General features: G+C 24.5%; 16 protein-coding genes. 3 read left to right on the forward strand and 13 right to left on the reverse strand.

What is annotated here, in order from left to right; genetic code table 11:
- Positions 1-27 precede the first annotated feature (27 nt).
- From CSGHG_RS18145 to CSGHG_RS18205, 13 genes are all read right to left on the reverse strand, one after another.
- Positions 28-810: an ABC-2 family transporter protein gene (locus CSGHG_RS18145; RefSeq protein ID WP_010299316.1), complete on the reverse strand. Its 783-nt coding sequence runs from the start codon at positions 808-810 to the stop codon at positions 28-30.
- On the reverse strand, positions 791-1567 hold the full coding sequence (locus CSGHG_RS18150) for an ABC-2 family transporter protein (RefSeq protein ID WP_010299320.1): 777 nt from the start codon (positions 1565-1567) through the stop codon (positions 791-793). The genes CSGHG_RS18145 and CSGHG_RS18150 overlap by 20 nt, the downstream gene beginning before the upstream one ends.
- Complete coding sequence (locus CSGHG_RS18155) at positions 1564-2541, reverse strand: ATP-binding cassette domain-containing protein (RefSeq protein WP_010299323.1); 978 nt, start codon at positions 2539-2541, stop codon at positions 1564-1566. The genes CSGHG_RS18150 and CSGHG_RS18155 overlap by 4 nt, the downstream gene beginning before the upstream one ends.
- Positions 2542-2596: 55 nt before the next feature.
- The gene (locus CSGHG_RS18160; protein WP_010299328.1) at positions 2597-3490 is read right to left on the reverse strand and encodes a GNAT family N-acetyltransferase; all 894 of its coding nucleotides are present in this window, start codon (positions 3488-3490) and stop codon (positions 2597-2599) included.
- A gap of 401 nt (positions 3491-3891) precedes the next feature.
- Positions 3892-4803: a transposase gene (locus tag CSGHG_RS18165; RefSeq protein WP_010299331.1), complete on the reverse strand. Its 912-nt coding sequence runs from the start codon at positions 4801-4803 to the stop codon at positions 3892-3894.
- A 287-nt stretch (positions 4804-5090) separates the two neighbouring features.
- A complete protein-coding gene (locus CSGHG_RS18170) occupies positions 5091-5261 on the reverse strand; it encodes an aspartyl-phosphate phosphatase Spo0E family protein (RefSeq protein ID WP_010299334.1) in 171 nt (56 codons plus the stop codon).
- Between the two features lie 67 nt (positions 5262-5328).
- Complete coding sequence (locus CSGHG_RS21395; RefSeq protein ID WP_010299337.1) at positions 5329-6036, reverse strand: GNAT family N-acetyltransferase; 708 nt, start codon at positions 6034-6036, stop codon at positions 5329-5331.
- Between the two features lie 69 nt (positions 6037-6105).
- Entirely contained in the window at positions 6106-6954 is an 849-nt protein-coding gene (locus CSGHG_RS18180; protein ID WP_010299340.1) for a hypothetical protein, read from the reverse strand.
- A gap of 259 nt (positions 6955-7213) precedes the next feature.
- Positions 7214-7630, reverse strand: a complete 417-nt coding sequence (locus tag CSGHG_RS18185; RefSeq protein ID WP_010299345.1) for an HIT family protein — start codon at positions 7628-7630, stop codon at positions 7214-7216.
- Between the two features lie 98 nt (positions 7631-7728).
- Complete coding sequence (locus tag CSGHG_RS18190) at positions 7729-8508, reverse strand: class I SAM-dependent methyltransferase (protein ID WP_207635879.1); 780 nt, start codon at positions 8506-8508, stop codon at positions 7729-7731.
- A gap of 246 nt (positions 8509-8754) precedes the next feature.
- Entirely contained in the window at positions 8755-9948 is a 1194-nt protein-coding gene (locus tag CSGHG_RS18195; RefSeq protein ID WP_010299351.1) for a HAMP domain-containing sensor histidine kinase, read from the reverse strand.
- Entirely contained in the window at positions 9935-10195 is a 261-nt protein-coding gene (locus CSGHG_RS18200) for a hypothetical protein (RefSeq protein ID WP_010299354.1), read from the reverse strand. The genes CSGHG_RS18195 and CSGHG_RS18200 overlap by 14 nt, the downstream gene beginning before the upstream one ends.
- Positions 10174-10866, reverse strand: a complete 693-nt coding sequence (locus tag CSGHG_RS18205; RefSeq protein WP_010299356.1) for a response regulator transcription factor — start codon at positions 10864-10866, stop codon at positions 10174-10176. Before CSGHG_RS18205 ends, CSGHG_RS18200 begins: the two co-directional genes overlap by 22 nt.
- A gap of 357 nt (positions 10867-11223) precedes the next feature.
- Here CSGHG_RS18205 and CSGHG_RS18210 point away from each other — a divergent pair, with 357 nt between their 5' ends.
- The 3 genes from CSGHG_RS18210 to CSGHG_RS23655 form a co-directional block, all read left to right on the forward strand.
- Positions 11224-11970: an ABC transporter ATP-binding protein gene (locus CSGHG_RS18210; protein ID WP_010299359.1), complete on the forward strand. Its 747-nt coding sequence runs from the start codon at positions 11224-11226 to the stop codon at positions 11968-11970.
- 29 nt (positions 11971-11999) lie between these two features.
- Positions 12000-12812 carry an ABC transporter permease gene (locus tag CSGHG_RS18215; RefSeq protein ID WP_010299362.1) on the forward strand — a complete coding sequence of 271 codons (813 nt, stop codon included), beginning with the start codon at positions 12000-12002 and terminating at the stop codon, positions 12810-12812.
- Positions 12813-12829: 17 nt separating this feature from the next.
- Positions 12830-13554: ABC transporter permease (locus CSGHG_RS23655; RefSeq protein ID WP_010299364.1), on the forward strand; the 725-nt coding region annotated here is incomplete at its 3' end.

Below are 13554 nucleotides of genomic sequence, written 5' to 3' on the forward strand. Positions count from 1 at the left end.
ATGTTCTATTTTTATTATACATGCTTACTACATATTCACCGCATGATATTTCTTAACCCCATTTTTAAACACATAGAAAAATATTATCATTAACATAATTGGAACTAAAATTATTATAAAAACATCTATATTATTATATTTATTCAACGCTATTCTACATGGTATTGCACTCATAATAAATACTGGAATAATAAATGTTAAAATATATCTGACTCTATTAGAAAATATAGTATCCGGTTTCTCAGCTAAGGATAAAAACTGAACTATTACTGATGATAAAGCAAAAGAATGAATACCATATAGCTGCAAAGAAAAAATGATTGCAAATATTAAAACCATAGATATGGTTGATAATATTATTGATACAATATAAAATAATGAAATTCTTACATTACAATTTTTTAAACATATTAAATTAACTATAAATAATGGAATGGTAGAAAGTAATGCAGGAATATTTATATTACGATATAAATAATATTTCAAATTAGTTACTGGTGATAGTAATGCATATACAAATAACCCTGACCAAATTTCATCACAAAATATATCTAATCCTTGGGTGAAAAATACAGCAAATAAATTATTTACAACATAGTAGCAACTTAAATATAAAAGCATTTCCTTTGAAGAGTAAGTACCATAAGAATTTAAGCTTGTTGACATCAGAAGATACCCTAAAAACATTGAAAAATACATTGAAAAATCTGCAAGTACCCAACTTATTAAATTGATAGGATATTTTCTACTACGCTGAACAGCATATATAAATGATTGTTTTAATAATCTCTTATGTTCCATAACTGACATACTTTTTTACACCTCTCTTCCATACTACAGCTGTCAAAATTGATAATATTAAAATCCATATTAATGGAACAAAATAATACAAACCACTTATATAAAAAAATTTGTTAGTAAAAAGTTTACTTGGAACATAGCTCATATAAGAGAATGGCATAAGCATTAATAGTTTTTCATATCTATAATTTAATATATCAATAGGAAAAAACGCTCCAGAAAAAATTAATATAAAAAAGCCTTTTACTGCACTAATTCCCCATATTTCATTAAGATAAAAGCAAAGAGCACCAATAAAAAAAGATAATAAACAATTAAGTATTAGCGCTGTAGCTAAAAAATATGCTAGCTTTAATGATAATACTAATCGTACATGAAAAAAGATTATAAAAATAATAAGTGGGACTATTATCAATAATAATCTAATTAATTTTTCAGATAATTTATTAATAATTAACTGTGTTGAATAATGCATAGGTAAAAGTAATCTATATCCTAATTTAAATGTCTTAATATCTTCAGCTATTTTACTTTCTAAATTGAATTGAGTAAAATCCAAAATAATATTTGATAATGTTATATAAATAATCAATTCATGAAAGGAGTATGTTAGTTCATTTGTTGATGCAATTGACTTCCAAAATAAATAATTAATTATTAACGGAACTATAAGTGAACTTATTATTTCTATAAAGAAATCAATTCTATAATATGAAAATCGTTTAAATTGAAATTTTATATTAGATATAATTTTCAACCTTTTCATTCTTTAATACCTCTTTTGTATAAATTATCAATCATATCTTCAAGAGTTGCATTACTGAAATTAACACATTCAATTTTATTAAAATTATTTTCAATAAATTTCAAAACATGCAAACTATTTTCTTCGCTATATTTTATGAAATATGACTTATTAGAATTTTTATTTGATATATTTAAATTATTAATATTTATACATTCATCTATATTTTCACAACTAAAAGAAACTAATTTTCCTAATTTAGTATAATTACTAAGTTCATTTAAATTTCCATTAAATATTGTTTTACCTTTATCTATAACATATATTCTTTCGCACAAAGCTTCAATGTCTTGTATATTATGACTGGTCAATATAATGCATGCATTGTTTTGTTTTACATATTGCTTTAAAAAATTACGTATTATTTTACATGACTGATAATCTAAACCTAGTGTTGGTTCATCTAAAAATATAGTATGAGGTGTATGGAGAAAAGAGAGAATAATTTCACATTTCATTCGCTGTCCTAATGATAACATTCTGCATTGTTTATTTATATCCAATTCATTTAGTAAAAGATTCTCTGCCATTTTTCTTGTATTTTTTAATCCTTCACTTTCATCAATATTATAGTAAGCACTATATAAACGCACTGAATCTATTAACGAAGCATCTGAATCTAATTTTGTATTTTGGCCTAAGATTAATGCAACATCATTTCTATATTTTTTACTTTTTAAAAAAGGATTGTAACCATTTATAGATATTGTTCCTTTGTCAGGTTTCATAATACCAGACAGCATTTTTATAATAGTTGTTTTTCCTGCACCATTTAACCCTATAATACCTATAATTTCACAATCATTAGCAATAACATTAAAATTTTCAACTGCAACTTTTTCAGTATATTGTGGATTAATTAAATTACCTATAACATCTTTACCACAATGTTGCTTTATTTTAAATGTTTTACTAATTTTAGTTGCACTAATCATTTTGACCTCCTATTAATTACTTATATATAATTTTATTTTAAAATCTTATACACATTTACTTTTCTCTATAAATATTAGAAATTACAGTATCATAAAACCCTACTGCTTTATATATATTAACTGCTTCATTAATAATGTTTGTACTTAAGTAAACACATTTAACCCCATCATCAATTGAACTATTTATTACATAGTTTACTAAAGCCTGTCCTATTCCTCTTTTTCTATATTTTTCATTTACAACTACATATTCAAGTCTTGAAAAACTTATATCTTCTAAATAAGCCCAACAAACAAATCCAATAACCTTATTTCTTTCATTTAAAACATAGGCTAATTTATATTCATTGTTTAAAAGTTCCTCCATTTTTTTCTTATTACCATTCCACCTAAAAGCTTTATCTAGTAATTTAAAACTTTCATCTATAATTTTTTTATTACTTTTATCAATTAAATTTATTTTCCATTGAGATTCTTCTTTTTTAACCCCATCAATATCATAACGCATTTCTCTTGACGTTCTTCTATACTTCCATCCCAATTCTGAGTAGCATTGATCTAATACAACATTCTTATGAGATACTACTGCTTCTAGAGTATTAAATATCTCCATTTTATTATCTAATACCAGATTTATTATTATATTAAGACCTTCTTTAAAGTGAAATTCTTCATTCACAATAGGACCAATGATATATCCATCTCCTTCATTAGGAGTATATAAGTAACCACTTATCCCAATAGGTTTATCTTCATAAAATATAATATATATACTTTTTTCCAATGTATTTTCATACATTTCAACTTCTGCTAATAATTCTTTCATATTATCACACTTAGGGTAACCCAGTTCATACTCTCTATTAACTCTTGAATGCTCTAGCATTTTCTCTACAAAATATTGATCATCCTTTGAAAAAGGTTTTAAACTAAACATTTTCTTTCTCATAACAAATTTCTCCTTATCCCTTGTTATTTATTTTTTAATCTTATAAATATATCTATTATATTTAAACATATTTCAATATATATTCTTAAAACTCCTCCTAAACTATTTAATATTTAAAAGTTATTTTAAGGTGACAGTTATTAAATATTATAAATTTTATATTATCATAATTATAATAGTATAATAAGCTATAAATTTTTTTAATATTTAATAACTGTCACTAATAAACCTATGAAAACTATGTATTTTAACATCTAAAAATAATTTAAAGTTTAAATATTACATTTTTTAAACTAGCTTGTACAATTTTTAATAAAAAATATTAGTCTTAAATTTTTAACCTATTTTTTCTGTGAAAGTTTTAATTTTGATTTTTTTGTATATATATTTTAAATTTCAAACTATCCTATGAAATTTTCAAAAATCATTTTATAATGGCTATTATTTGTAACTAGTTTTATAGCTCTATTTCCTAATTGAGATATTCTACTAACACTTAAGTACCCAAGATTCATAGCTATATCCTTGCATTTTTTTCCACAAAATGCTGTTGCAAGTAATGTTACCATAGCTCTAGCGTTTTGATTGTAGCTTCTATTTCTTATAAATATTTCATTAGACTGTATATTTTCTTTTTTAGCTACAAAATTTACTACATCTTCTATTTTGTAATCTGATTTTAATATTCCCTTTTCATTAATATATTTTTCTTTTTTACTCTTAATTCTTAAATCTACTTTTTTCAAATTATCTACATGTTCTTCCATAGTATATTCAAATAATTTGGCATATTGCTTTCTTGCTTTCTTTTTATTTTTATCTAAAAATTCTAATATCCTTTCTTCATCCAAAACCCCAAAAAAGTCTTCTTCTCCTAAATAAGTTGACATACTTGAAAATAAATATTCTTGTGGACATTCTCTAAAGCCTGGTAAATCTTTTGCATTTCTATGAATATATAAAGATACTGCCAATAAATATCTATCATTGTCTATTATTTCACTTTTGAACCTACCTTTACATAAACGTGAATCTAATTCATATTTTTTATTATAGAACTTAACATATCTTAAATTTAAACTTTTCATTATTACAGAAATATCTTGATCTTGACAATCTATAAGTAAATGAGCATGATTGTCCATTAAACAATATGCGTATAACTTAAATGGATATTTTGTTTGGCTTTCTTTTAACTTAATCATAAAAGTTGCTTTATCTACATCTGATTTAAAAAGCAATCTGTCTTTAACACTTTTTATAATTATATGATATATTGCATATTTTTCTTTTTTTCTTGGCTGAGTTGGCACTTTAATACACTCCTTAATTTTTATGCTTTTATCTTGATACTTGACACATTGAACTTTTATATTCACTTTTCTTACCTATAGCACCTAACTCTATATGAATGTATAAAATAAATCCGCAAATTTTATTTTTCTTGTTATGGTGACAGTTATTAAATTTCCAAAACAACTTTTATAAACATATATTATCATTTAAATATTTAATAACTTTTACTTAATTTAATATAATTTTTGAGAAACTTATGAAATACGCCTCGAAGAAGGGGTTTTATTTTAACCCCTTCAGCTGTTTACTTTTTCAATTCTTTGAGTATATCATTATAATTATTCAAAGCTTGATCAAGTTTTTGGCTTGCTGCAATGACTTCTGGATGTAGTAGGTCAGATTTTTCATTAATTAAATCTTGAAGTTCTTGTCTCATAACCAAAATAATTTTTTGCATATCTTCAATTTTTCCCAAAATAATCCCCCCTTCATTATAATCATATAATAAAGGAGGGATTATTTTGAAATTTAATAACTGTCACTTATATACGTCTCAAATCGATACAATACGTATCATAGTCCTCTTTAAATATATATCCTAATTTTTTAGCCAATGCTACTGAGGGTAAATTTGCTGCATCCCAACTAGGATATTTATTTCTACTTAAACAATCTAAAATCAATGAAGCACAAACTATTGTAGCAAATCCTCTTCTTACATAATCAGGATGAGTATCAACTTCAATTTCTATACCATCATCATAAACACTGTAAGAAGATGCAACTGACACTATTTTATTATGATGTAAAATACAATATCCTATTCCCTTTTTTATATAGTCCTCTATAGAACTATACTGACTTGTTATATCCAGCGAAAGATCTTGTAATGATTTAGAATAAGCTAAATATGAATCTATTTTTTTTAATTCATATCCATCAGGAAGCTTTTTTAAAAACTTTTTAAGCCTTTCTTCTTCTAAATACTTGCTACTTTTCTCAAAAGAATATCTTTTAACTTTCTCTACTTGTCCCTTATGAACGTCTTCTATGCGCTTTTTCCATTCGTCACTCTTTACAATTACTAAGCTATATTGGGGCAAGTTATATAACATTTCTTCTGCCACATCAGAACTTGCATCCCCTGCAAAGAACACAAAAACTCCAACTATAATTTGTACAACTTTAGGATTTTTTATATCATCAACCCATGCTTTTCCCATATGGCCTTGTAAACATGATAAAATCATAGTATCATCCATGTCATCAAATATATGAAACAAACCTTTTTTAAATCACTATCAGCTTCATAAAACATCTTAAATCCCCCTGTTAATATACCGTGTATAAACTAAATTATTAGCTTTATTTACAAATTCTTCTGGTTTCCAATATCTTTTATCATTTAAGTATAAAATTTTTTCTTGAATATTGGGTTCTATTTGAACCTTTGATTTTACAATGTTTACATCTTCTTTTGATGAAAATATTATTGCCTTTATATAATTTATGTGTAACTCCTTAAATATTCTAAAATCGTGTAGTCCATCAAAACATTTATCCCTTATATTACTCAAATTTTTAAAATCAAAATACATTCTTACACCTGGTTTATATCTTAATTTTATATTATCATTAATTTTTCCAAACTGCCTTGAAGCAACAACGATTTCTGATGCTATACTTTCACAATTACAAAAGTCTATATAATCATAAAAATCCGTTGGTTCATTTAACTGAAATCTCACAGTATTAATTTGTTTACCTCTGTTTATTAATTGGTTATAACTTAAAATTTTATTATCTTTTAATATTTCTATAAAACTTTCAATAGTAGTAGAATGACATAAAAATTTATACTTATTCAAATCTAATTTAGGTTCGTCATAATTATTTTTTAATTGGCAAAATAACTTAAATGCAAATTCATAATCCTCCGCCCATATAATTGCTTTTCTATTATATTTATTCTCATAAGTAACACAATTAAACAAATTAAAATAATTACCTATAATCCCTAAACACCATATACCATTTTTAGCTCTACCACTAAATTTATAATTTTTATTTAAACAAATTAATGTATCAAAGCCTTCTTTTTTGGCTATTTTTTCTGCTATACATTTATTTTGTGGCCAACTTTCTTTTTTAAAGATATATATTTTCATATAATAAAACCTTAATTACCTTCTATTAATTTTTTATTTCACTAATTATAACATCTTGTCTAGTTTCATTTATGCAGTGATTGCTAAAAATTTCTCCTTAAAATATCTACTTTTTTCACCCAAATCACATCCTTAGTTAAATCTATATAATAACTGACCTAAGTTAAATATATATCTAAATCCGTTAGGTAGTACTATGGAATCCTATAATTGTATTCACTTACCATAAGCATTAAACTCTACTTTATTTAAATATTCCTTAATTTATTTTATTAAACTCATCTTTTACCATTTCAGTTACATCTAATACCCTATTAATCTGAGTATCAGTCTTTAAATTTTCTCTAGCGTATTTCATTATTTCTCTAATTGCTGGCAATGAATTATCAAACTTTTCATCTATCCACGTGTATCTTGGAAATAACCATACATGAAAATGTTTTGACCTTTCTTCTTGTATTATAGTTACATCTGTAAGACTATCTATTTTTTCTAGAATATTTCTACTCTTATATATAAGCTCTGACAACTCTACCATTTCATTCATTCCCAATTCACTTATAGATCTAATGTGTTTTTTACTCACTATAACTAAAAAACCTTCAATAGGCACCTCTAAATCTTGTTGAATGATAAAATTTTCTGTTTCATAAATTATCCCACCTGGTATTTCCATTTCCTTATTAGCAATTGCACATCCTATGCACTAAGCTTCACAATTATTGTTTAAAATATCTTTAACCATAAACCTGCGCTCTCCCATGTCTTATATGCCTATATTTTATTTAATTTACACCAACTAACTTCTGTGTTATATTCTAAAGTTACTTTGTCATTTTCACTATATTTATTAAATAATTCCTCTAATTCAGCCATCATGCTTTCAAATTTCGGATTCTCTTCACTAGGCATATATGAATATGAACAAATTAATCCCTTTAACCCTTCAAAATCTACTTCTTGTCTATTTATTAAGTTGTTTTTGTGTATAATTTCATCCTTAAAAAATTCAACTTTAGATTCTTTAATATATTTCTCCCCATATTTTTCTGTAAAATTTAAAAATTCACTCATAAATTCATCGGATTTTTTTGGTATATTATATAAAATTACAATTGAGCCATTCGGCTTTAATATTCTTTCAAATTCTTTTCTTGTCTCCATAGTTTCAAACCAATGAAATGCTTGTCCCACAGTAATGACATCTACTGATTTTTCCTTTAGATTTGTATCCTCAGCACCACCATTAATAGAGTGAAAATCATTGTATTCTCCAAGGGATTTTTCAGCTACTAATCTCATATTCTCATTAGGTTCGACGGCATAAACTTTATTTTTATTCTCTAAAAAAACTTTACTTAGAATTCCTGTGCCTGATCCTATATCTGCAATTATACTCCCCTTACTTAGTCCGATAGTTTCTTCTAAATACTGTATTATTTCTCTAGGATATGTTGGTCTGTATTTCCCATAATTTTCTGCGCGATTATTAAATCTATTCTTTGGATTAAGTTCTTTTAAATTCATATAAAATTCACCTTCCAATTCTTTCATAATAAAATTCATTGTATTATTTTAAATATTCTTTAATATTACAATATTCTTTAATGAAGTATCTTTGATACTATATTCTTATTACAGTATAATTATTAATAAATTGTTAAACATCCTTATTATTTTGCTAAGTTTAAAATAATTATATTTATATTTTAAATTCTTATTTTATTTGACATTTTAATTTATAATTTATTACTACATTAGAAAATATACATATCATGTTTTCTTATATAGTGATTTCACCTAATTTTTTAATGGTAGTAAAAATTCTACAGTTGCACCACCATTAACGTTGTTATACGCATGAATTTTACCGTTGTGTTTTTCAACAATAAGTTTGCATATATAAAGTCCCAATCCAGAACTACTTTTATAGGGCATATCTTCATTGCCTTTATAAAATTTATTAAAAATAATATCTGTTTCATTCGTAAAACCTTTACCAGTATCTGAAACCCTAAATAAGAGTGAATTATCTTTTAAAAAACTTTCAAGCAATATTTCATCATTTTCTTCTGTATGTTTTAGCGCATTTGATATAATATTTGAAAGAGTTTCTTCTATTCTAAATGCATCAAAAAAGCAACTGTCTGTACCTTTGAATGAATGGGAAATTACAAAATTTACTTTATTTTCATCACAAAGATAAGAAATGTTTTCTTTAATACATGAAATAAACTCTTCTACATTCACATTTTGCATATTCAAAGATAAGTTTGGTCTTTCTAAATCCCATACTTCATTTAACTGATTTATTAGTACTCTTACTATATCAGCATTGTTTAGTAAAATTTTAATATATGACTCTTTTTCTTTTTCTGATATATTAGTATAGTTACATGAAAGTAATTCCAAATGCCCATGTATAATAGTTATTGGAGTTTTTATATCGTGAGTAAGAGCTAAAATCATATCTTTTCTTTGTTGTGTCATTAACCATTGTGTTTTTAGCGAATCCTCTAAAGCCAATCTCATTTCCTCAAAAGCTAATAAAACATCACCTATTTCATTTTCATAAGACAAGTCTGTTGTAAAATCTAGGCGTCCATTTTTAATTTCATCACTCATTATAATTAATTTTCTAAAGCTCTTCTCAAAACCAAATGAAAACAATAATGAGAAACTAACTGTGACTATAATATTAATTAAAAATATTGCAATAATAGAAAATAAACTAAAAAAAAGTTCACAGCCTATTTTTTGAATAAAGTTGTCAATAACAGTAGTTTCTACAATAGGATTACTTATATATTTTTGGACAAAACCACCTTTTAATTCGTTATTAAAAATTAATGGAGTAAAAACAATCATATAAGTTTTTTTATCAATCTTATTATACTTTTTTACAGAATATCTGTTAGATTTAATAGAAATTTCTTCAGGCAGCTCACTAGAATTTGAAGAATATAAAACATCCTTATTTTTAACAGTACCCAATAATTAAAATTTTTCCCTTTGTCTGTTTATCTATTTCCATTTTAAAATTCTCATCAAAAATCTTATCTATATTTCTTGTTGCATACATTTCATTTGAACATGACAATTTTTTATTATAACTTATAAATAACACTGAACAAATGACAATACTAGAAATAATAATTGATACTATAGTAGTAAAAATAAAGAACAATATAAATTGGGTTTTTATCTTTAGCTTTTTATTTATGTATTTGAAGACTCCCATTTGTATCCTATCCCCCATACAGTCTTTATATAATTTTTAGATATATTATTTAATTTAAATTTACCTCTTATTCTTTTTATATGTTCAGTTACAGTGTTAAGATCACTTTCACTGTCATACCCCCATATAATTTCGAATATTTGTTCTTTAGAAAATACTTGTCCCGGATGAGTGCATAAAAGTTCAATAATTTCATATTCTTTTTTAGCAAAATCTATTATATTTTCATTTTGTTTAATAGATTTTGATATTAAGTTAACTGATATATTATCAAAATCTAATTTAGTTCTTTCTTTTTTTATTAAATTTTTGCAGGTTCTTTTAAAATGAACATTTATTCTTAAAATAAGTTCTTTTAAAGAAAACGGTTTTACTATATAATCATCACCACCAACTAAAAAACCTTTAACTCGTTCTTCTTCAAGTCCTCTAGCAGTTAAAAAAATAATGGGACAATTAACATTTTTTCTAATTTGTTTGCAAATATCAAACCCATTTAAATCTGGAAGCATTACATCAAGTAAAATTATATCTAAATCTTCCCTTATTTTTTCTAAAGCTTCATATCCTCTTATAGCAAAATCAACTTCAAAACCTTCAAATTCTAATGCAGGTTTTATAAAAGAAATAATTTCTTCGTTATCATCTATAATGAGTATCTTTTTATTCATTAACAATAATCACCTCTTATTCTATACCTTTTAACATTAAACATAAAAAACTTTAATATATAAAATTTCTAAGTGTAACTTATCTAAATTAGTCTACTTTTATTCCAAATATATACATAATGGTATATCTTTACTATGTTTATTGCAAGTATAAACTCTTAACTTATTTAGTTGTATTTAATTAAATGATAGATTTGAAATATATTTTATAAATTTGATTTATTATTTTATTTCACATGTTAAAGTTTATAAAAAGTTTATTTTCATCTGTTTATATAATAATAGGTTCTTCCTATATTTAGTTAAAACAAACTAAATTTAGGTGTGAAAATATATTAACATAGGGAGTTGAAATAAATGGATAATAAAAAAATTGAAATTAAAAATGTAAGTAAAACTTTTAGAAAAAGAAGAGTAATTAAAAATGCTTCATTTGAAATTTTAAGTTCAGATATTTGTGGCTTTATAGGGCCTAATGGTGCTGGTAAAACTACAATAATGAAAATGATAACAGGATTAATTAGTCCCGATACAGGAAAAATATTTGTAAATGGTGTGGATGTAACTAAAGATAGAGAAAAAGCTTTATTTGGAATAGGTGCTGTTTTAGAAATTCCAGTATTTTTTGATTATATGTCAGGACGAAAAAACCTTCAAAATTTAGCTAGACTTAATTATGGTATGACTAGAAAAGAGCAACTTGAAAAAGTAGAAGAGGTATTAGAAATTGTAGGGCTTAAAACTAAAGATGATGATAGAGGCGATGATAAAGTAAAAACGTACTCTTTGGGAATGAAGCAAAGACTAGGACTTGCTCAAACATTACTTAATAATCCATCAATAGTAATACTAGATGAGCCAACTAATGGACTTGATCCTTTAGGTATGAAAGAACTAAGAAATTTAATATTAAAACTTAGAAATGAAAAAGGAATTACTTTTTTAATATCAAGTCACCATTTAGATGAGCTTCAAAAAATATGTAATAAATATGTGCTTATAAAAGATGGAGATATAAAGTGGAGTGGCAAATCAAATGCACTATTAGATTCTATAGGTAATACTAGAACATTAGAAGATGTTTTTATGGAATCCATGGGCTAAATCTGTTAAAAAACTATGAGGTGAATTTAATGTTTAAGAATATTTTTATTTATGAATTCGAAAAATTTTGGTTGAAAAGGATTAATATACTCTGCTTTATTAGTATACCAATAGTCATATTAATATCATTAAAATTTGCATTAGAAACTAATATTAATACAAATTTTACAGAAGTAATATTTAGTTCTAATATGAATTTTCATATATCAAGTCTTCAGGAAATGTTATTAACTGCCTTTAATCTAATTATAATAATTTTTTTCATATTGAGTTTTAATGAAGAATATAGAAAAGGAAATTTAAGGTTAGCTTTTTCAAGAGCAATTTCTATAAAAAAGCTGTATATAGCTAAAGTTTTAGTATTAGCTTTAAATATATTTTTAATGCTTATAGTTCACTTTTTTATCGCTATTATTATAGCTAATATTTTTTTGCCTAAAGTTAGTGAGACGGCATTATTCGTAAAAGAAGGATTATATAGTTTTAGTAGTGTAGCTTTATATACTATTAAATATTATTTTTTAGCATATTTAACATTGATAGCATTTGGAAGTATGGTTCAATTTTTTTCTATAAAGTGCAAAACAATAACAAATGCATTAGGAGCCAGTATAGGTGTATTATTTATAAATATTATTTATATGGCAGTTATACTTAGTTTTTGTAATGAAACAAATATAGATAGCTATATGTCTATATCAACAATTTATACTCAATTTAATGGAGCTGCAAGTTTTGCTGCTGGAATTACAAATATTTTTCTAATTAGTATGATAATAATTATTTTAATTTTTCAAACTTTATCGTACTTAGCATTCATAAGTGAAGATTATTTAGAATAGAAAGGAAGAAAAGTTATATGAGAGGATTAATTTTAGCTGAGTATGAAAGAATTTTTCAAAGAAAAAGTACTAAAATATTGTTTGGGATTTCAATCCTATTTCAAATTTTTAATTTTATGTTACTTCAAGTTCATTGGAAAAACAGTACAGTAATTTTAAAAAGAGGAGTGGAGCTTCCCCTTGATAATCTTAATTATGCAGTTATGCAATTACTAGATTTTAATGTTATTTTAATATTCATTATATTGCCATTATATTTTTCAGAATGTTTAAGTTTAGAACTTGATACAGGCGCTTATAAAATGATAGTATTAAGACCAATAAAAAAGTGGAAACTATTAGTATCTAAGTGGATAGCTATAGCAAGTACTTATGCATTAACTTTATTATGTGTTTATTTAACAAAAACTTTAATTGGATATATGTTTATGCCTAAGGTTAAATCCACAAAATATTTTATTTTAAACTCCTCTGTAGGAATAGGTGGTTCTATAATATACAACTTAAAATATTATTTAATAATATTTTTAATACATTTATCATTGCTTGGTATAACTTCATTAATAAGTACTGTAGTAAAAAAGCCTATTTTAACATTTTTAGGAAGTATTACTTTTATGCTTACCTCAATATATTTATTTAAACCAATGTTTGATATATTTTTTAAAACAACTGAAATTGGATACTATATTTTGGCAGGCTCCTATAATTTTAATAATATATATATTGTTTTACTCATTAC

Source organism: Clostridium senegalense JC122, assembly GCF_000285575.1.
GTDB classification, from domain to species: Bacteria; Bacillota; Clostridia; order Clostridiales; family Clostridiaceae; genus Clostridium_J; species Clostridium_J senegalense.